Below are 18,208 nucleotides of genomic sequence, written 5' to 3' on the forward strand. Positions count from 1 at the left end.
TTCCCGTGGGCTCTGTCATCTACGCGCGTAGGCGAACACCGGCTACCCTCGTCGGCGTGAACGCATCTCTTCTTCCGGACGACATCCAGGGCGCCACCCCCGCAGATCCCAGGGTCGCCGCCGACGCCGCCGCCGCGCGCCTGCGCGAACTCACCGGCGCCGAGACCCACGACGTCGCCCTCGTGATGGGCTCCGGCTGGGCTCCCGCCGTCGACGCCCTGGGCGCACCCGACGCCGAGTTCCAGGTCACCGAGCTGCCCGGCTTCCCGCCGCCGGCCGTCGAGGGGCACGGCGGCAAGATCCGCTCGTACTCCTTCGGTGACAAGCGTGCGCTGGTCTTCCTGGGCCGCACGCACTTCTACGAGGGCCGCGGGGTCGCCGCCGTCGCGCACGGCGTGCGCACCGCCGTCGCCGCCGGCTGCAAGACCATCGTGCTGACCAACGGCTGCGGCGGCCTGCGCGAGGGCATGCGCCCCGGCCAGCCGGTGCTGATCAGCGATCACATCAACCTGACGGCCACGTCCCCGATCGTCGGCGCCAACTTCGTCGACCTGACGGACCTCTACTCCCCCCGCCTGCGCGCCCTGTGCAAGGAGATCGACCCCTCCCTGGAGGAGGGCGTCTACGCGCAGTTCCCCGGCCCGCACTACGAGACGCCGGCCGAGATCCGCATGGCCCGTGTGATCGGCGCCGACCTGGTCGGCATGTCCACGGTCCTCGAGGCGATCGCCGCGCGCGAGGCGGGCGCCGAGGTGCTGGGCATCTCCCTGGTCACCAACCTCGCGGCGGGCATGACCGGCGAGCCCCTGAACCACGAGGAGGTCCTCCAGGCGGGCCGCGACTCGGCGGCGCGGATGGGCGAGCTGCTCGGTCGGGTGCTGGGCAAGCTGTAAGCGCGATCCCACCCGTCCGCCTGCGGCCGACCGAGTCGGGCGGGCGGGTGGTGAGTGGTGGTCTGGGGGCGGAGCCCCCCAGGGACGAGGCAGACACAGGAGAGGCTGATCCCAAGGTGCACGACGATCTCATCGCCAGGGCCGACGCATGGCTCGCCGAGGACCCGGACCCGGAGACCCGCGACGAGCTGGCCAAGCTGATCGAGGCCGGGGACGTCGGCGAACTCTCCGCCCGCTTCGCCGGCACCCTCCAGTTCGGCACCGCCGGCCTGCGGGGTGAACTCGGCGCCGGCCCGATGCGCATGAACCGCAGCGTCGTGATCCGCGCCGCCGCCGGCCTCGCCGCCTACCTGAAGAAGCAGGGCCAGGCCGGCGGACTGGTGGTCATCGGTTACGACGCCCGCCACAAGTCCGCCGACTTCGCCCGGGACACCGCAGCCGTCATGACCGGCGCCGGCCTGCGTGCCGCTGTCCTCCCCCGCCCCCTGCCCACCCCCGTGCTGGCCTTCGCGATAAGGCACCTCGGCGCGGTCGCGGGCGTGGAGGTCACCGCCAGCCACAATCCGCCCCGGGACAACGGCTACAAGGTCTACCTCGGCGACGGCTCCCAGATCGTCCCGCCCGCGGACGCGGAGATCGCCGCCGAGATCGAGGCGATCGCCTCGCTGCACGACGTACCCCGCCCGGAGGCCGGCTGGGAGACCCTCGACGACGCGGTCCTGGACGCCTATCTGGCCCGTACCGACGCCGTCCTGGCCGCCGGCTCACCGCGCACCGCCCGCACCGTCTACACGGCGATGCACGGCGTCGGCAGGGACGTGCTGCTCGCCGCGTTCGCCCGCGCCGGCTTCCCCGAGCCGGTGCTGGTCGCCGAGCAGGCCGACCCCGACCCGGACTTCCCGACGGTCGCCTTCCCCAACCCGGAGGAGCCGGGCGCGATGGACCTGGCGTTCGCGCTGGCCCGCGCGAGCGACCCGGACCTCGTCATCGCCAACGACCCCGACGCGGACCGCTGTGCCGTGGCCGTCAAGTCGGGCGCGGACTGGCGCATGCTGCGCGGCGACGAGGTCGGCGCGCTGCTCGCCGCCCATCTGGTGGCCCGCGGTGCCACCGGCACCTTCGCGGAGTCGATCGTCTCCTCCTCCCTGCTCGGCCGGATCGCCGAGAAGGCGGGCCTGCCCTTCGAGGAGACCCTCACCGGCTTCAAGTGGATCGCCCGCGTCGACGGCCTGCGCTACGGCTACGAGGAGGCTCTCGGCTACTGCGTGGACCCGGAGGGCGTGCGCGACAAGGACGGCATCACCGCCGCGCTCCTGATCACCGAGCTGGCCTCCGGGCTCAAGGAGGAGGGCCGCACCCTCCTCGACCTCCTCGACGACCTGGCCGTGACGCACGGCCTGCACGCCACCGACCAGCTGTCGGTCCGCGTCCAGGACCTCTCCGTCATCTCCGACGCGATGCGCCGCCTGCGCGAGCAGCCCCCGACCGAGCTGGCGGGCCTTGCCATCACCCGCGCCGAGGACCTGACGCGGGGCACGGACGAGCTGCCGCCCACCGACGGCCTGCGGTACACCCTCGACGGCGCCCGCGTCATCGTCCGCCCCAGCGGCACCGAGCCCAAGCTGAAGTGCTACCTGGAGGTCGTCGTCCCGGTCGCCGGCCACGCCGGTCTCCCGGCCGCCCACACCCGCGCGGCCGAGCTGCTCGCCGCCATCAAGCGGGACCTGTCCGCGGCCGCCGGCATCTGAGTCACCGGCACGTCGGGGTGCCCTGTCCCCAGGGCACCCCGACGACGCACACACTCGCCCGAGCGCCCGCGGAAACAGCGCGAGGACCGCTCCCGCAGGCCCTCATGCCACGCCGGCAGCCGCCGGGCTCACCCCGTCGCCAGCAGCACCGCCAGCAGCACCGCCCCGGCGACCGCGGGCGCGATCACCTCGTAGGACCAGCGCACGGTGACCTCCCCCTGAGCCGACTTGGCCTTCCCCCGCCGCTCCTGCATCTCCCGCAGGTCACCCATGATCTGGTCGGTCTCCGCGCGGGCCGGGCCGTCGTCGCCGACGGCGCCGGGGGCGCCGAACCCGCCGAGCCCGCCGAACCCGAAGCCCCCGGACCGGCTCTCACCTCTGGCCGCCCTCTCCGCCCGGGTCTGCCGTCGGGCCGCCTTCTTGCGTGCGCGCAGCGAGACGGGGACGGCCCACAGCTGGAACTTGGCGCCGGAATTGGCGATGACCTCGTTGGTGTAGCCGGAGCGCAGGGAGGCCACCTCGCCCCAGGGCAGGGTGATCACCCGGAAGGGGTTGCGGACCCGCAGCCGGTCCTCGCCCGCGAAGACCGCCGGCCGCAGGGTGAAGGCGATCACCAGCGGCACGACCAGGATCAGCGCGGCGAGCGCGAGCCAGGGGGTCCGACCGTCTCCCTTGACCAGTGCGTCGATGCCCAGCCAGGCGGCCAGCACCAGCAGCAGCACGCCGGCCACCAGCGCCTGGGGTGAGCGGTAGACCAGGTCCCTGGTGGTGGACGCGGGAGGTTGCGGCGCGGAGGGCTGGCGGTCCGGGGTCGTCATGGTCCCGATTCTGCCCGACGCGGCCGGAACCGCCTCGACGCACCCCGGTCCAGGCGCTCATCCGTGATCAACACCGAGGCAATGAGCACCCGGGGCTATACAGCCGCTACGCGCGTAGATATGCTCGTCTGGTGACCATGCCCACCACTGCATCCCCCGCTCTCGCTGACGTCGCCGCGTCCGACAGCACGCTGCGCCGCTTCCTCCACGGGCTGCCCGGCGTCGACGCGGTCGGCCTGGAGGCGCGCGCCGCGTCTCTCGGCACCCGTTCCATCAAGACCACCGCGAAGGCGTACGCCATCGACCTCGCCATCTCGATGGTCGACCTGACGACGCTGGAAGGCGCGGACACCCCGGGCAAGGTCCGGGCGCTCGGCGCCAAGGCGGTCCACCCCGACCCGACGGACCGTACGACCCCCACCACGGCCGCGGTCTGCGTGTATCCCGACATGGTGGCCGTCGCCAAGGAGGCCGTCGCCGGCTCCGGCGTCAAGGTCGCCTCGGTCGCCACCGCCTTCCCGGCCGGGCGTGCCGCCCTCGAGGTGAAGCTGGCCGACGTCCGTGACGCCGTGGCCGCGGGCGCCGACGAGATCGACATGGTCATCGACCGGGGCGCGTTCCTCGCGGGCAAGTACCTGAAGGTGTACGACGAGATCGTCGCCGTGAAGGAGGCCTGCGGGACGAGCGCCCGGCTGAAGGTCATCTTCGAGACCGGCGAGCTGTCGACGTACGACAACATCCGCCGGGCGAGCTGGCTGGGCATGCTGGCGGGCGCGGACTTCATCAAGACGTCCACCGGCAAGGTCGCCGTCAACGCCACCCCCTCCAACACCCTGCTGATGCTGGAGGCGGTGCGCGACTTCCGCGCCCAGACCGGCATCCAGGTCGGCGTGAAGCCCGCCGGCGGCATCCGCACCACCAAGGACGCGATCAAGTTCCTGGTCCTGGTCAACGAGACCGCGGGCGAGGACTGGCTGGACAACCACTGGTTCCGTTTCGGCGCCTCCTCGCTCCTGAACGACCTGCTGATGCAGCGTCAGAAGCTGGCCACCGGCCGCTACTCCGGCCCCGACTACGTGACGGTGGACTGAGACCCCATGAAGATGGACATGCAGACATCCGCATTCGAGTACGCACCGGCGCCCGAGTCCCGCTCCGTCGTCGACATCGCCCCCTCCTACGGCCTGTTCATCGACGGTGAGTTCACCGAGGCGGCCGACGGCAAGGTCTTCAAGACGGTCAGCCCGAGCACCGAGGAGGTGCTCTCGGAGATCGCCCAGGCCGGTTCCGAGGACGTCGACCGCGCGGTGAAGGCCGCCCGCAAGGCGTTCGAGAAGTGGTCGGCACTGCCCGGATCCGAGCGCGCCAAGTACCTGTTCCGCATCGCCCGGATCGTCCAGGAGCGCAGCCGCGAGCTTGCGGTCCTGGAGACGCTGGACAACGGCAAGCCGATCAAGGAGACCCGCGACGCGGACCTTCCGCTGGTCGCCGCGCACTTCTTCTACTACGCGGGCTGGGCGGACAAGCTCGACCACGCCGGGTTCGGCCCCTCGCCGAAGCCGCTGGGCGTGGCGGGCCAGGTCATCCCCTGGAACTTCCCGCTGCTGATGCTGGCCTGGAAGATCGCCCCCGCCCTGGCGACCGGCAACACGGTCGTGCTCAAGCCCGCCGAGACCACCCCGCTCTCCGCGCTGTTCTTCGCGGACATCTGCCGCCAGGCCGGCCTGCCCAAGGGTGTCGTCAACATCCTTCCGGGCTACGGCGACACCGGTGCCGCGCTCGTCGCGCACCCGGACGTCGACAAGGTCGCCTTCACCGGGTCGACGGCCGTCGGCAAGGCGATCGCGAGGACCGTCGCGGGCACCCACAAGAAGCTCACCCTCGAACTGGGTGGCAAGGGCGCCAACATCGTCTTCGACGACGCCCCGATCGACCAGGCCGTCGAGGGCATCGTGAACGGCATCTTCTTCAACCAGGGCCAGGTCTGCTGCGCCGGCTCCCGGCTGCTGGTCCAGGAGTCGATCCAGGACGAGCTGCTGGACTCCCTGAAGCGCCGTCTGTCCACCCTGCGTCTCGGCGACCCGCTGGACAAGAACACGGACATCGGCGCGATCAACTCCGCCGAACAGCTCTCCCGCATCACGTCGCTGGTCGAGCAGGGCGAGGCGGAGGGTGCCGAGCGCTGGTCCCCGGCCTGCGACCTCCCCGAGAGCGGCTACTGGTTCGCCCCGACGCTGTTCACGAACGTCACCCAGGCGCACACCATCGCGCGCGACGAGATCTTCGGCCCGGTGCTGTCGGTGCTCTCCTTCCGCACCCCGGACGAGGCCGTCGCCAAGGCCAACAACACGCAGTACGGCCTCTCGGCGGGCATCTGGACCGAGAAGGGCTCCCGGATCCTGGCCGTCGCGAACAAGCTGCGCGCCGGCGTCGTCTGGTCCAACACGTTCAACAAGTTCGACCCGACCTCGCCCTTCGGCGGCTACAAGGAGTCGGGCTTCGGCCGCGAGGGCGGCCGCCACGGCCTGGAGGCGTACCTCGATGTCTGAGAAGTCCGAGAAGACCGAGCTGCAGCGACTCAGCGTCTTCAAGACCTACAAGCTGTACGTCGGCGGGAAGTTCCCGCGTTCCGAGAGCGGCCGGGTGTACGAGGTGGCGGACTCCAAGGGCAAGTGGCTGGCCAATGCTCCGCAGTCCTCCCGCAAGGACGCCCGTGACGCGGTCGTGGCCGCGCGCAAGGCGTTCGGCGGCTGGTCCGGCGCGACGGCCTACAACCGCGGCCAGATCCTCTACCGCGTCGCCGAGATGCTGGAGGGCCGCCGCGAGCAGTTCGTGCGCGAGGTCGCGGACGCCGAGGGCCTGTCCAGGTCGAAGGCGGCCGCGGTCGTGGACGCCGCCGTCGACCGCTGGGTCTGGTACGCGGGCTGGACCGACAAGATCACCCAGGTGATCGGCGGGGCGAACCCGGTCGCGGGTCCGTTCTTCAACCTGTCCTCCCCCGAGCCGACCGGCGTGGTCGCCGTACTGGCCCCGCAGGAGTCGTCCTTCCTCGGCCTGGTCTCGGTGCTCGCCCCGGTGATCGCCACCGGCAACACGGCGGTCGTCGTGGCCTCCGAGCGGGCCCCGCTGCCCGCCCTGTCGCTGGGCGAGGTGCTGGCCACCTCCGACGTCCCCGGCGGTGTGGTCAACGTCCTGTCCGGCCGTACGGCGGAGCTCGCCGCGCCGCTCGCCGCGCACCAGGACGTCAACGCGATCGACCTCGCGGGCGCCGACGAGGTGCTGGCCAAGGAGCTGGAGATCGCGGCGGCGGACAACCTGAAGCGCGTCCTGCGTCCACAGCCTGTGGATTACGCGCAGACGCCCGGCATCGAGCGTCTGACCGCCTTCCTGGAGACGAAGACGGTCTGGCACCCGACGGGTTCGCTGGGCGCGTCCGGCTCGTCGTACTGAGCGGGGCGCCCGCCGCAGCGGGCCGGCCCCGCAAGACCGAGAGCCGCGCCTCCCCTCCGTCCGGGGGAGACGCGGCTCTCTCGTCCGCCCAGGGCGCGCGGCCCGGCTCAGGCCGTGCCGCCACCGCCCAGCAGTCCGGCGAACCGCTCCAGCGCCGGGACGGCGCCGAGCGACCCCGTCTGGGTGACCGGGCCCGTCAGCCCGGAGAGCGGGTCGTCACCGCCGTCGTTCTTGCGTGCCGCCTTCCGCGCCTCCGTCTGCTCCGCCTTGCGCTGCGCACCGGCGCGGGCGAAGGCGACGGGGTCGAAGCCCGGGACGGGGCCGGTGACGTACCGCACCGAGCCGGACGACGCCTGGAAGCCGGCCCCCGGGTCCATCCTGCCGAGCGAGGCGGGCTGCCAGGGCACCTCCGCGACGGCAGCGGCGTCGGCGGACGCCGTCGTCGCACCCACGCCCAGGGCCGCCGAGGCGGTCGCGAGGACGACCAGGGCGCGCTGCGCGGTGGGATGCGGGGAGGAGCTGTGTCGGGCCATCACTGATGCCGCCTTCAAGTGCGCAAGGTAACGATAACGACACGTAGCGTAGTTGAGGCGGGAGTCACGCTCAAAAGCCGACCCGCGGGGTCGGCAGACGGCCCGCCATACGTCAAACTGGTGTTCCGTGAGCATTCATCCCCCGTCCCCCGCCCGTGTCGTGCTGCTCTGCGGCCCCTCGGGCTCGGGCAAGTCACTCGTCGCCGCCCGTTCCGGGCTTCCCGTCCTGCGTCTCGACGACTTCTACAAGGAGAGCGACGACCCGACACTGCCGCTGGTGGACGGGAGTTCGGACATCGACTGGGACCATCCTCAGTCGTGGGACGCGGACGTCGCGGTCGAGGCCATCGCCCGGCTGTGCGCCACGGGGTCGACGGCCGTGCCGGTGTACGACATCGCGCTGAGCGCCCGTACCGGCGAGGAGACGCTGTACATCGGGCGCACCCCGCTGTTCATCGCGGAGGGCATCTTCGCCGCGGAGATCGTGGAGCGCTGCCGTGACCGCGGCGTGCTGGCGGACGCGCTGTGCCTGTCCCGCGGTCCGGTCACCACCTTCCGCCGGCGTTTCCTGCGGGACCTGAAGGAGGGCCGCAAGTCGGTGCCGTTCCTGCTGCGCCGCGGCTGGCGGCTGATGCGTGCGGAGCGGTCGATCGTGACCCGCCAGGTCTCCCTGGGCGCCCACCCCTGCGACCGGGACGAGGCGTTGGGCCGGCTCGCCGCGGCCGCGGCGGGCCGTCAGACGCGGCAGCAGACGGTGGCATAGGCGGCAGACGCCGGCTCACGGCCGGACCTGCGAAAACGCGAAACGGGACTGGACGGACCCCCCGGCCCTCCAGTCCCGCTTCTTTGTGCTCCCCCGTGTTTCCCCCGTGGGCCCACCCCCCAGTGGTCCCCGTATCTCCCCCGTTGCTCCCCCCGAACCTTCAGGCGACCAGTTCGCCGAAGGCGTTCTCCTCGTCACGGCCGAAGCTGAGGACCTCGTCCTCGCGCAGCCGGCGCAGCGACCGCCAGATGCTGGACTTCACCGTGCCGACACTGATGTCGAGGATCTCCGCGATCTCCGGGTCCGTGCGGCCCTCGTAGTAGCGCAGGACCAGCATGGTGCGCTGGAGTTCGGGCAGCCGGGCCAGCGCCTGCCACAGGACCGCGCGCAGTTCGGTGCCGCGCATCGCGTCCGTCTCGCCGGGCGTCTCCGGCAGTTCCTCGGTCGGGTACTCGTTGAGCTTGCGGCGCCGCCAGGCGCTGATGTGCAGGTTGGTCATGGTCCGGCGCAGATAGCCGCCGACCGCCGCCTTGTCGCTGATCCGGTCCCACGCCTTGTACGTCGAGAACAGCGCGCTCTGCAGCAGGTCCTCGGCCTCGAAGCGGTCGCCGGTCAGGTGGTAGGCGGTGGCGTACAGGGAGGCGCGGCGCTCCTGGACGTAGGCGGTGAACTCCGCCTCGGTCAGCGAACGACGCTCCCCCGGGTCCTCCCCGTACGCGGATCCCCCGTGCGTCTCCCCCGTGTGCGCGTCAACCACCGTCATGTAACCGGTGTGCTGACGCCCGGTGCCGCGAGCGCACCCCCGCCCGCTCACGGCACCGGACTTCTCGGAACCCCGGTGCACGTCGTGCAGACGCGTGACCACTGCGCTGGTGCTGATGCTGTGCAGCGTGTTCATCTCGCGCTCCCCGTCGTGGACTTCCGGTGTTCGGCTAGCTCGGTGGTGCTTCCTTGCCTGTGCCGAAAAGCTTGCCGAGCGACCTTCATGGCCGTGTCCGTCGACTGTCACAGACCTGTCACAGGGGTCCGGCCCAGGGCCGTCACAGAATGCGCACAGAAGGTGGCGATACAGAGGGCTGTGTCGGGCAGGTCGTACGAGAGCCCGTCCATGGGCCAGAATGTGCCCGTGCCTTCCCTGTTGCTGATCGAGGACGACGACGCCATCCGCACGGCCCTGGAGCTCTCCCTGACGCGCCAGGGTCACCGGGTGGCGACCGCTGCCAGCGGTGAGGACGGTCTGAAGCTGCTGCGCGAGCAGCGGCCGGATCTGATCGTGCTGGATGTGATGCTGCCCGGCATCGACGGCTTCGAGGTGTGCCGGCGTATCCGGCGCACCGACCAGCTGCCGATCATCCTGCTCACCGCGCGCAATGACGACATCGACGTGGTCGTGGGGCTGGAGTCCGGGGCCGACGACTACGTCGTGAAGCCGGTGCAGGGCCGGGTGCTGGACGCCCGGATCCGGGCCGTGCTGCGCCGCGGGGAACGCGAGTCCACCGACTCGGCGAGCTTCGGCAGCCTCGTCATCGACCGCTCCGCGATGACCGTGACCAAGAACGGCGAGGACCTGCAGCTGACGCCGACCGAGCTGCGGCTGCTGCTGGAGCTGAGCCGGCGGCCCGGTCAGGCGCTGTCGCGGCAGCAGCTGCTGCGCCTGGTGTGGGAGCACGACTACCTGGGCGACTCACGCCTGGTGGACGCGTGTGTGCAGCGGCTGCGCGCCAAGGTGGAGGACGTGCCCTCGTCCCCGACCCTGATCCGTACCGTGCGTGGTGTCGGCTACCGCCTGGACGCTCCTCAGTGACCGATACGCATGGGGGGCTGCGCGGCTGGGCCGCGGGGCGCAAGGGGAGTCTGTCGCGGCTGCGGTTCACCAGCCTCAGGCTGCGGCTGGTGGTCGTCTTCGGGCTGGTCGCGCTCACCGCCGCGGTGTCGGCGTCGGGCATCGCGTACTGGCTGAACCGGGAGGCCGTGCTCACCCGCGCGCAGGACGCGGTGCTGCGCGACTTCCAGCAGGAGATGCAGAACCGGGCGGGTGCGCTGCCCGTGCACCCCTCGCAGGACGAACTGCAGCGTGCGGCGGGCCAGATGGCCGGCAGCAGCCAGCGGTTCAGCGTGCTGCTGGTCGCCGAGGACCCGGACGGCAAGACGGTGTACGGCAACTCGGGCGGCATCAACGGCTTCTCGCTGGAGGACGTGCCGGGTTCGCTGCGTGCCGCGGTGAACAAGCGACAGAAGGTGACCGACGGCAACAAGTCGCCGTACCACCTGTACTGGCAGCGGGTCGACGACCACGGCACGCCGTATCTGGTGGCCGGTACGAGACTGATCGGCGGCGGTCCGACGGGCTACATGGCGAAGTCGCTGGAGCCGGAGGCCAAGGACCTCAACTCGCTGGCCTGGTCGCTGGGGATCGCGACGGGTCTCGCACTGATCGGCTCGGCGCTGCTCGCGCAGGCCGCGGCCACGACCGTCCTGAAGCCGGTGCACCGGCTGGGGGTGGCCGCCCGGCGGCTCGGCGAGGGCAGGCTGGACACCCGGCTCAGTGTGTCGGGCACGGATGAACTCGCCGATCTGTCACGGACGTTCAACAGCGCGGCGGAGGCGCTGGAGAAACGGGTCGAGGACATGGCCGCCCGTGACGACGCCTCCCGCCGCTTCGTCGCCGACATGTCGCACGAGCTGCGCACTCCCCTGACCGCCATCACCGCCGTCACGGAGGTGCTGGAGGAGGAGCTGGAGTCCGAGGCCGGCGGCATCGACCCCATGATCGAACCGGCCGTACGGCTCGTGGTGAGCGAGACCCGGCGGCTGAACGACCTGGTCGAGAACCTGATGGAGGTCACCCGCTTCGACGCGGGCACCGCCCGCCTGGTCCTGGACGACGTCGACCTCGCCGACCAGATCACCGCCTGCATCGACGCCCGGGCCTGGCTGGACGCCGTGGAGCTGGACGCCGAGCGCGGCGTCCACGCCAGTCTGGACCCGCGCCGCCTGGACGTCATACTGGCCAACCTGATCGGCAACGCGCTCAAGCACGGCGGGTCACCGGTGCGGGTGTCGGTGCGGATCGACGGAGACGACCTGGTCATCGCGGTGCGCGACCACGGGCCCGGCATCCCCGAGGACGTCCTGCCGCACGTCTTCGACCGCTTCTACAAGGCCAGTGCCTCCCGGCCGCGCTCCGAGGGCAGCGGCCTGGGTCTGTCCATCGCCATGGAGAACGCCCACATCCACGGCGGTGAGATCACCGCCGCCAACTCCCCCGACGGGGGTGCGGTGTTCACGCTGCGGCTGCCGCGGGACGCCTCACGGCTGACCGAGGAGGGCGACGGGGGCGACGGGGACAACGCGGCCGGGGACTGCGGGAAGGAGGGGTCATGACCGCGAGGTCCGTACGAGGCCTGCTGGCGGTGCCCCTTCTCGCCGCGCTGGTCACCGGCTGCGGGATCCGCCCCACCGAGGTGCCGACCGACTTCGGCGGGGCGCCCTCCCGGGTGCCCTGCTCGCTGTCCGGGCCCGCTGTGTCGACGCAGTCCTCGCGCGGGGTGCCGGTGCAGGTCTTCCTGCTGTGCGGCTCGTCCCTGGTGGCCGTCGACCGGGCCGTGCGGGTCCCGGAGGGCACGCCGGACGCACGGCGCCGGGTGATCGTGGCACAGGGCCTGCTGGACCAGCTCGCCGCGTCCCCGTCGGCCGCGGAGAAGGGGGCGGGCTACACGACGCACGTGCCGGGCGGCCTGGGCGTGACCGGGCCGGGCCCCAAGGACCCGGAGGACGCGCTGCGGCTGAGCACCGCGCCGGACCGGCTCACCTCCTACGCGCTCGCCCAGCTCGTGTGCACGCTGTCCGACTCGGCGGCGACGGAGGGCGACGGCTCGGTGATCCTCGGCGGGCCGGCCAGCGAGCCGCTGCGCCGCTACGCGTGCACCGACGACGTCCGCAACCGGCCGGGCACCACCGAACCCCCCTCCGGCGACGTGACGGCGGGCTGAGCTGCCCCGTAGAGCCCCGTAGAGCCCCGGTGTGGCGGACGCCTCATGTGCATCCGCGTGACGGATGCGGAACCGATCGTGCACACCGGCGCGTCTAGGGGGGCGTGCAGCGTCAAGGCTCCATCGGCGGCAGCGCCGCGATTCGCATCCAGGTGACGGGAGGCGTCCTCCTCGTCGCACACCTCGGGCTTGTCGCCTGGCTGATGTTGCGGCCCCTGGACGTCCCCTGGGTCATGCCCGCCAACCTTCACCCGCTCGCCGGCATCCGGGCCGACCTGGCGCTGGGCGGGCCGGAGGCGGCCAGACGCATCGGCGAGGGGCTGGCACTGCTCGCGCCGCTGGGCGTGCTGCTGCCGATGGCCCACGGCCGGCTCGCCGTCTCCCCGCTCGCCTCGCTGGCCCGTACGGCGGCCACGGGGGCCCTGATCTCGCTGGGCATCGCCCTGCTGCAGACGGGGGTTCCGGGCCGGGTGGTGGACGTCGACTCGCTGCTGCTGAACACCGTGGGCGTGGCGCTGGCCCACCTGGCCGTGGTGCCCGCGGGCCGGGCCTGGCTGCGGCGGCGGGGCGAGCACGGGCCCCGCAGGGCCGGACAGGTCACCGTCCAGGAGGACCTCCCTCAGGGGCGTACCCCGACGATTCCCAGGGTCGGGATCGCCCCGTAGAGCGACGCTTCGTCCCGTTCGTCTCCGTACCGTGGAACACAGCTGAAGCCGCCGGCCGGGCGGCTTCACCCGATGCTCACGAAGGAGCCGCAGATGTCCAGCCTCGCCCGCCCCACCCAAGGCCGCATGATCGGCGGAGTGTGCGCCGCGCTGGCCCGGCGCTTCGGCACCTCCGCGACGACGATGCGGGTGATCTTCCTGCTGTCGTGCCTGCTGCCCGGCCCGCAGTTCCTGCTCTACATAGCGCTGTGGATCCTGCTGCCGTCCGAGGACAAGGCGCGGACCGCCTGGTGAGTCCGGGCGGCGGTCCGGTGAGTCCGGGCGCCGAAACGCGGCAGGGGCGCTCCCGGACAGTTCCGGGGCGCCCCAGCGGCGTCGTGCGGAGGCCGGCCTCAGCCGAGCGGGATCCCGTTCATCAGCATGTTCTGCGTGGGCAGGCCCGTGCTCTGCAGCGGAAGTCCGCCGATCCGACCGTGAATCGGCCCGCTGGGCCCCTCGGCCAGGACCCTGCCGACGGCCGGCTGCGCGGCGGGCGCCTGGCCGACGGCATTCTGCCCCTGGGCGAGCGCCGCGCCGGCGGCCGGCAGCGCCTGGGAGACGTTCTCGGCCGGCAGCGTCTTGCTGACGGTGTCCAGGGCCGGCGTGGCGGCCGGGGCGGCCGGGGCCGCGCTGGCCGCACCCGCGCCCACGGCGGCGAAAGCGACACCGAGAGCGGCGACACCAAGGGTCTTGACAGCAGACTGCTTCATTGAATGCGTCCTTGAATGCGGAGACGGGAAATCGAAAAAGAGCTGAGCGGTTCACGACCGTAAACATGCCGCACCACCCGCCGCAAACACCGAAATGAGGACGACTTGTGAAAGCCCGTCCGCATTCCGTATCCCCGATCGAGCCGCGCTAGCCCGCCGAACGAGCAGAACCGCTGGTGGAGGCGGCCTGCCGGAACAGCCATTCGGATTTCAACTCTGCATATCCGGGCTTGACCACGTCATTGATCATCGCAAGGCGTTCATCGAAAGGAATGAACGCTGATTTCATCGCATTGACGGAGAACCACTGCAGATCCTCGAGTGTGTAGCCGAACGCGTCGACGAGGTGCTCGAATTCCCGGCTCATGCTGGTGTGCGACATCAACCTGTTGTCCGTATTGACCGTCGCCCTGAAGTGCAGCCGCCGCAGCAGCCCGATCGGGTGCTCGGCATAGGAGGGCGCGGCGCCGGTCTGCAGGTTGGAGCTGGGGCACAGCTCCAGCGGGATCCGCTTGTCCCGGACGTACGACGCCAGCCGTCCGAGCCGCACCGAGCCGTCCTCGCCGACCTCGATGTCGTCGATGATGCGCACCCCGTGCCCGAGCCGGTCGGCGCCGCACCACTGCAGCGCCTGCCAGATGGACGGCAGCCCGAACGCCTCGCCGGCGTGGATGGTGAAGTGGTTGTTCTCGCGCTTGAGGTATTCGAACGCGTCCAGGTGCCGGGTGGGCGGGTAGCCGGCCTCGGCGCCGGCGATGTCGAAGCCGACCACGCCGAGGTCCCGGTAGCGGTTGGCGAGTTCGGCGATCTCCAGGGCGCGGGCCGCGTGCCGCATGGCGGTCAGCAGGGCGCCTACGCGGATGCGGTGGCCGTTCTCCCGGGCGAGCCGCTCCCCCTGCCGGAAACCCTCGTTGACCGCCTCGACGACCTCTTCGAGGCTCAGCCCGCGCTCCAGATGCTGCTCGGGCGCGTAGCGCACCTCGGCATAGACGACGCCGTCCTCGGCGAGGTCCTCGGCGCACTCCCGGGCGACCCGGACGAGCGCCTCCCGGGTCTGCATCACGCCGACGGTGTACGAGAAGGTCTCCAGATAGCGTTCCAGCGAACCGGAGTCGGCGGCCTCGCGGAACCAGATGCCCAGCTTGTCCGGGTCGGTCTCGGGGAGTTGGGAGACGGGGGTACCTCCCACGCCGTTCGGGCTGTGGGGGACCGCCTCCTGTGCGAGTTCGACGACGGTGCCGGGGCGGAGCCCGCCGTCGAGATGATCGTGCAGCAGAACCTTGGGGGCCCGGCGGATCTGGTCCGGCGTCGGGACGTGCGTCGGGACGTTCCCAGTCGGTGCAGTCTGGCTCGTCATTTCCGCACTCTAACGCCTACGCGCGTAGAGCACCCGTAGGACGACCTTTACTTTTCCGTCGATATGTAACGGTGACCGCACGGACGGGTTTCGTACACCGCGCCTTCTGACACTGTTCTGTCATGGGACAGCAAGCGACGCCGGTCCGAACGGCCAGGCTGGGGAAGGCAGTCGGCCCGGAGCCGACGGCGGTGAGCGGAGCGGTGCTGCTGCTCCCCGGCGGCGAGGAGGTCTCCGCCCGCCGGCCGTCCCTCGTCCGGGCGACGGCCCTCGTCCGCTCCCTCGGCCGCCGCATCGCCCGTGCGGGTCGCGAGGAAGGGCTGGCCGTTCACACCGTCCACTACCGCTACCGGGGCTGGAACGGCGGCGAGGCGCATCCGGCGGCGGATGCGGAGTGGGCCGTCGACGAGGTCGTACGACGCTACGGGGATGTTCCCGTGTGCCTGGTGGGGCTGGACATGGGCGGCCGGGCCGCGCTGCGCGCCGGAGGCCACGAGGCCGTCAACTCCGTCGTGGCCCTCGGCCCCTGGCTGCCCGAGGAGGACGTGGCCGCGCCCGTCGAGCCGGTGAAGCAGCTGGTGGGGCGCCGGGTGCTGATCGTGCACGGCACGAACGACGAGCGCACCGACCCCGAGCTGTCGTTCCGGCTGGCGGCGCGGGCGAAGAAGGCGAACCGGGAGGTGTGCCGGTTCGAGGTGCACTCCGATGGTCATGGGCTGCATCAGCACCGGGACGAAGTGGTGTGTCTTGCGGTGGACTTCGTGATGGGGGCGTTGTTCGGCCGCTCGGTGGCCCGGCCGGTGGAGGATGCGTTGGCCGCACCGCCGCCGATCGGTCTTCGGATGCCGTTGGCCGCGGGGTTCGGCAAGTCGTTGCGCCGGTAGCGCCTCACGGGAGCAGGCTCCCTCTTCTCGACAACAGGAACTTCTTGAAGGCCGCCACCGGTGGGGTGTCGGGACGGTCGGCCAGCCAGGCCACGCCGATCTCGCGGACCGCCCGGGGAGCCGTGACCGTCAGTTCCACCACCCCTGGCCTCGGGACGGTCGGCGGCGGCAGGAGGGCGACGCCCAGTCCGGCCGCCACCAGGCCCCGCAGGGTTTCCGCCTCCTCGCCCTCGAAGGCGGTCCGGGGCTTGAAGCCGGCCTCGCGGCACAGGTCGTCCGTGATGCGGCGCAGACCGTAGCCGGGTTCCAGGGTGACGAAGGTTTCGTCGGAGGCCTCGGCCAGCCGGATGCGCCTACGGGTGGCCAGACGGTGGTCGGCCGGGACGACCAGCAGGAGCTTCTGTTCGTCCAGGCGGCGGGCGACGAGGTCGGGGGCGTCGGGGACCGGAGAGGTGAGACAGAGGTCCAGCTCGCCGGCCCGCAGCCGCTCCAGCATCGCCTCGCCGTAGTTCTGGACAAGGCTGAAGCGCACGCGCGGATGGCCGGCGCGGAAGGCATGCAGAAGGCCCGGTACGGTCTCGGCGCCCATGGTGTGCAGAAAGCCGAAGGCGACCTTGCCGGTGGCCGGGTCGGCGTCGGCGCGGACCTCCTCGGCGGCGCGCTCGACCTCGGCGAGGGCGCGCTCGACGGAGGCCTGGAAGGTGCGGCCGGCGGTGGTGAGGGAGACCGTACGGCCGTGGCGGGCGAAGAGGCCGACGCCCAGGTCCTGCTCCAGGCGGGCCATCGCGCGCGAGAGGGTCGACTGGGGGACGTTCATCTCGTGGGCGGCCCGGGTGACGTGCTCGGTGCGGGCGACGCCTGCGAAGTACGCGAGCCGAGGCGCCAGCAACAGCGCCATGTCTTCTGCGTCACCGGACGATGACAGTCGAGCCTGTGAGCTTTGCTGATGCGTCATGGGATCGATTATGGCGATTCCATGCATTGGACGGATGATCGGCATGGTACGTAGCTTCGAAGCATGTCTCCCGCCAGTACCGGGGCGTCCACCACCGTGGGCGCCGTTTCCCCCGTTCGCTCCTCAAACACCGACTCCCGCATGACACCGGGCGGCCCCGGCTACCGCCGGATGAGCTTCGCCCTCTTCCTCGCCGGCGTCGCGACCTTCGCCCTTCTCTACTCCACGCAGGCCCTGCTGCCGCTGATCTCCGGCGAGTTCGGGGTGGCGGCGAGCGAGGCGAGCTGGACGGTGGCGGCGGCCACCGGCGCTCTGGCGCTGTTCGTGCTGCCGATGAGCGCCCTGTCGGAGCGCTTCGGCCGCCGTACGGTGATGACGGCCTCGCTGGCGGTCGCGGTGGGCGTAGGCCTGCTGGTGCCCTTCGCACCCTCCATCGGCACGCTGGTGGTGTTGCGGGCGGTGCAGGGCGCCGCACTGGCCGGCCTGCCCGCCTCGGCGACGGCCTACCTGGCCGAGGAGGTCCGGCCGAAGGCGCTGATCACGGCGATCGGGCTGTTCGTGGCAGGCAACAGCGTCGGCGGGATGAGCGGCCGGGTGATCACCGGCTGGGTCGCGCAGGAGTGGGGCTGGCGGGTCGCCGTCGGTGTGATCGGCGTGATCGCGGTGGCCTGCGCGCTGGCCTTCCGGCTGCTGCTGCCGGCGCCCAGGCACTTCACACCGGGCTCCCTGCGCCCGCGCGTCCTGCTCGGCACGGTCCGCGACCATCTTTCCGATCCGCTGCTGCGCCGCCTGTACGCGATCGGCGCGCTGTTCATGACGGTGTTCGGCGGCGTGTACACGGTGATCGGCTACCGCCTGACCGAGGCGCCGTTCTCTCTCCCGCAGGGCATCATCGGCTCGGTCTTCCTGGTCTACCTGGTGGGCACGGTCTCGGCCTCGACGGCGGGCCGGCTGGTGGGCCGGCTGGGCCGGCGGGGCGCGCTGTACCTGGCGGGCGGCACGACGGCGGCGGGTCTGCTGCTGTCCCTGGCCCAGTCCCTTCCGCTGGTCCTGCTGGGTCTGGTCCTGATCACCGCCGGTTTCTTCGCGGGCCACGCGGTCGCCTCCTCGGCGGTCAGCAAGACCGCCACTCACGGCCGGGCCCAGGCCTCCGCCCTGTACCAGTCCGCGTACTACATCGGCTCCAGTGCCGGCAGCACGGTCGGCGCGACGGCCTTCCACGCGGGCGGCTGGTCCGGCACGGTCACGGTGGGCCTCTTCGCGGTCCTCGGCGTCGTGACGATCACGGTCCTCGGCTCGCGGGCGGCCCGGGTCGCAGCCCGGCGGGAGCCGGTCGCGGCGCACTGAACCGGCGGCGCGCGAGTGTGCGGGGTACGGGCTGGCGCCCGTACCCCGCACACT

Annotated in this window: 19 protein-coding genes; 13 read left to right on the forward strand and 6 right to left on the reverse strand. The window is 71.8% G+C overall.

Annotation, left to right across the window (positions count from 1 at the left end; all coding sequences use genetic code 11):
• Positions 1-56 precede the first annotated feature (56 nt).
• Together ACIRU3_RS00700 and ACIRU3_RS00705 are read left to right on the forward strand one after the other, a co-directional pair.
• Positions 57-893: a purine-nucleoside phosphorylase gene (locus ACIRU3_RS00700; protein WP_404049410.1), complete on the forward strand. Its 837-nt coding sequence runs from the start codon at positions 57-59 to the stop codon at positions 891-893.
• A gap of 116 nt (positions 894-1,009) precedes the next feature.
• Positions 1,010-2,641, forward strand: coding sequence for a phospho-sugar mutase (locus tag ACIRU3_RS00705; RefSeq protein WP_404049413.1), 1,632 nt, complete (start codon positions 1,010-1,012; stop codon positions 2,639-2,641).
• A 128-nt stretch (positions 2,642-2,769) separates the two neighbouring features.
• Here the strand turns inward: ACIRU3_RS00705 and ACIRU3_RS00710 are convergent, their stop codons facing one another.
• Positions 2,770-3,459, reverse strand: a complete 690-nt coding sequence (locus ACIRU3_RS00710) for a PH domain-containing protein (protein ID WP_404049415.1) — start codon at positions 3,457-3,459, stop codon at positions 2,770-2,772.
• Positions 3,460-3,590: 131 nt separating this feature from the next.
• On the opposite strand from ACIRU3_RS00710, the gene deoC reads away from it, so the two are divergent.
• The 3 genes from deoC to ACIRU3_RS00725 are packed head-to-tail and all read left to right on the forward strand — an operon-like array spanning position 3,591 to position 6,909.
• The gene (deoC, locus tag ACIRU3_RS00715) at positions 3,591-4,550 is read left to right on the forward strand and encodes a deoxyribose-phosphate aldolase (protein WP_404049418.1); all 960 of its coding nucleotides are present in this window, start codon (positions 3,591-3,593) and stop codon (positions 4,548-4,550) included.
• A 12-nt stretch (positions 4,551-4,562) separates the two neighbouring features.
• Entirely contained in the window at positions 4,563-6,008 is a 1,446-nt protein-coding gene (locus ACIRU3_RS00720; RefSeq protein WP_404050506.1) for an aldehyde dehydrogenase family protein, read from the forward strand.
• Complete coding sequence (locus tag ACIRU3_RS00725; protein WP_404049421.1) at positions 6,001-6,909, forward strand: aldehyde dehydrogenase family protein; 909 nt, start codon at positions 6,001-6,003, stop codon at positions 6,907-6,909. Before ACIRU3_RS00720 ends, ACIRU3_RS00725 begins: the two co-directional genes overlap by 8 nt.
• A gap of 107 nt (positions 6,910-7,016) precedes the next feature.
• On the opposite strand, the gene ACIRU3_RS00730 is transcribed toward ACIRU3_RS00725, so the two are convergent.
• On the reverse strand, positions 7,017-7,442 hold the full coding sequence (locus ACIRU3_RS00730; protein ID WP_404049423.1) for a hypothetical protein: 426 nt from the start codon (positions 7,440-7,442) through the stop codon (positions 7,017-7,019).
• A 160-nt stretch (positions 7,443-7,602) separates the two neighbouring features.
• Here ACIRU3_RS00730 and ACIRU3_RS00735 point away from each other — a divergent pair, with 160 nt between their 5' ends.
• The gene (locus ACIRU3_RS00735) at positions 7,603-8,205 is read left to right on the forward strand and encodes a uridine kinase (RefSeq protein ID WP_404050508.1); all 603 of its coding nucleotides are present in this window, start codon (positions 7,603-7,605) and stop codon (positions 8,203-8,205) included.
• Positions 8,206-8,365: 160 nt separating this feature from the next.
• Here ACIRU3_RS00735 and ACIRU3_RS00740 read toward each other — a convergent pair whose 3' ends face one another.
• Positions 8,366-9,103 carry a SigE family RNA polymerase sigma factor gene (locus tag ACIRU3_RS00740; RefSeq protein WP_404049426.1) on the reverse strand — a complete coding sequence of 246 codons (738 nt, stop codon included), beginning with the start codon at positions 9,101-9,103 and terminating at the stop codon, positions 8,366-8,368.
• A gap of 228 nt (positions 9,104-9,331) precedes the next feature.
• On the opposite strand from ACIRU3_RS00740, the gene afsQ1 reads away from it, so the two are divergent.
• The 5 genes from afsQ1 (at position 9,332) to ACIRU3_RS00765 (ending at position 13,156) form a co-directional block, all read left to right on the forward strand.
• Entirely contained in the window at positions 9,332-10,009 is a 678-nt protein-coding gene (gene afsQ1 / locus ACIRU3_RS00745; RefSeq protein WP_404049428.1) for a two-component system response regulator AfsQ1, read from the forward strand.
• Positions 10,006-11,589, forward strand: a complete 1,584-nt coding sequence (locus tag ACIRU3_RS00750) for an ATP-binding protein (RefSeq protein WP_404049431.1) — start codon at positions 10,006-10,008, stop codon at positions 11,587-11,589. The genes afsQ1 and ACIRU3_RS00750 overlap by 4 nt, the downstream gene beginning before the upstream one ends.
• Positions 11,586-12,197, forward strand: coding sequence for a hypothetical protein (locus tag ACIRU3_RS00755; RefSeq protein ID WP_404049434.1), 612 nt, complete (start codon positions 11,586-11,588; stop codon positions 12,195-12,197). Before ACIRU3_RS00750 ends, ACIRU3_RS00755 begins: the two co-directional genes overlap by 4 nt.
• A gap of 104 nt (positions 12,198-12,301) precedes the next feature.
• On the forward strand, positions 12,302-12,862 hold the full coding sequence (locus ACIRU3_RS00760; RefSeq protein WP_404049436.1) for a VanZ family protein: 561 nt from the start codon (positions 12,302-12,304) through the stop codon (positions 12,860-12,862).
• Positions 12,863-12,955: 93 nt separating this feature from the next.
• Complete coding sequence (locus ACIRU3_RS00765) at positions 12,956-13,156, forward strand: PspC domain-containing protein (protein ID WP_247472803.1); 201 nt, start codon at positions 12,956-12,958, stop codon at positions 13,154-13,156.
• Positions 13,157-13,254: 98 nt separating this feature from the next.
• Here the strand turns inward: ACIRU3_RS00765 and ACIRU3_RS00770 are convergent, their stop codons facing one another.
• Positions 13,255-13,611, reverse strand: coding sequence for an ATP-binding protein (locus ACIRU3_RS00770; protein ID WP_404049438.1), 357 nt, complete (start codon positions 13,609-13,611; stop codon positions 13,255-13,257).
• A gap of 148 nt (positions 13,612-13,759) precedes the next feature.
• On the reverse strand, positions 13,760-14,968 hold the full coding sequence (locus ACIRU3_RS00775; RefSeq protein ID WP_404049441.1) for an adenosine deaminase: 1,209 nt from the start codon (positions 14,966-14,968) through the stop codon (positions 13,760-13,762).
• A 122-nt stretch (positions 14,969-15,090) separates the two neighbouring features.
• Between ACIRU3_RS00775 and ACIRU3_RS00780 the strand changes: the two genes are divergently transcribed.
• Positions 15,091-15,852: an alpha/beta hydrolase family protein gene (locus tag ACIRU3_RS00780; RefSeq protein ID WP_404049443.1), complete on the forward strand. Its 762-nt coding sequence runs from the start codon at positions 15,091-15,093 to the stop codon at positions 15,850-15,852.
• Between the two features lie 4 nt (positions 15,853-15,856).
• Here ACIRU3_RS00780 and ACIRU3_RS00785 read toward each other — a convergent pair whose 3' ends face one another.
• Complete coding sequence (locus ACIRU3_RS00785) at positions 15,857-16,807, reverse strand: LysR family transcriptional regulator (RefSeq protein ID WP_404049446.1); 951 nt, start codon at positions 16,805-16,807, stop codon at positions 15,857-15,859.
• 63 nt (positions 16,808-16,870) lie between these two features.
• On the opposite strand from ACIRU3_RS00785, the gene ACIRU3_RS00790 reads away from it, so the two are divergent.
• Entirely contained in the window at positions 16,871-18,154 is a 1,284-nt protein-coding gene (locus ACIRU3_RS00790; RefSeq protein ID WP_404049449.1) for an MFS transporter, read from the forward strand.
• Positions 18,155-18,208 lie beyond the last annotated feature (54 nt).

The sequence above is a fragment of the Streptomyces sp. NPDC101151 genome (genome assembly GCF_044768335.1).
In the GTDB taxonomy this organism is placed as follows: Bacteria; Actinomycetota; Actinomycetes; order Streptomycetales; family Streptomycetaceae; genus Streptomyces.

What these genes read in the sequence shown, in the direction of transcription:
- ACIRU3_RS00710 (WP_404049415.1), bottom strand. Translation starts at nt 3,459, where the DNA reads ATGACGACCCCGGACCGCCAGCCCTCCGCGCCGCAACCTCCCGCGTCC.
- ACIRU3_RS00770 (WP_404049438.1), bottom strand. Translation starts at nt 13,611, where the DNA reads ATGAAGCAGTCTGCTGTCAAGACCCTTGGTGTCGCCGCTCTCGGTGTC.
- ACIRU3_RS00720 (WP_404050506.1), top strand. Translation starts at nt 4,563, where the DNA reads ATGGACATGCAGACATCCGCATTCGAGTACGCACCGGCGCCCGAGTCC.
- ACIRU3_RS00740 (WP_404049426.1), bottom strand. Translation starts at nt 9,103, where the DNA reads ATGAACACGCTGCACAGCATCAGCACCAGCGCAGTGGTCACGCGTCTG.
- ACIRU3_RS00785 (WP_404049446.1), bottom strand. Translation starts at nt 16,807, where the DNA reads ATGACGCATCAGCAAAGCTCACAGGCTCGACTGTCATCGTCCGGTGAC.
- ACIRU3_RS00755 (WP_404049434.1), top strand. Translation starts at nt 11,586, where the DNA reads ATGACCGCGAGGTCCGTACGAGGCCTGCTGGCGGTGCCCCTTCTCGCC.
- ACIRU3_RS00790 (WP_404049449.1), top strand. Translation starts at nt 16,871, where the DNA reads ATGTCTCCCGCCAGTACCGGGGCGTCCACCACCGTGGGCGCCGTTTCC.
- ACIRU3_RS00780 (WP_404049443.1), top strand. Translation starts at nt 15,091, where the DNA reads ATGGGACAGCAAGCGACGCCGGTCCGAACGGCCAGGCTGGGGAAGGCA.
- ACIRU3_RS00775 (WP_404049441.1), bottom strand. Translation starts at nt 14,968, where the DNA reads ATGACGAGCCAGACTGCACCGACTGGGAACGTCCCGACGCACGTCCCG.
- ACIRU3_RS00725 (WP_404049421.1), top strand. Translation starts at nt 6,001, where the DNA reads ATGTCTGAGAAGTCCGAGAAGACCGAGCTGCAGCGACTCAGCGTCTTC.
- ACIRU3_RS00730 (WP_404049423.1), bottom strand. Translation starts at nt 7,442, where the DNA reads ATGGCCCGACACAGCTCCTCCCCGCATCCCACCGCGCAGCGCGCCCTG.
- ACIRU3_RS00765 (WP_247472803.1), top strand. Translation starts at nt 12,956, where the DNA reads ATGTCCAGCCTCGCCCGCCCCACCCAAGGCCGCATGATCGGCGGAGTG.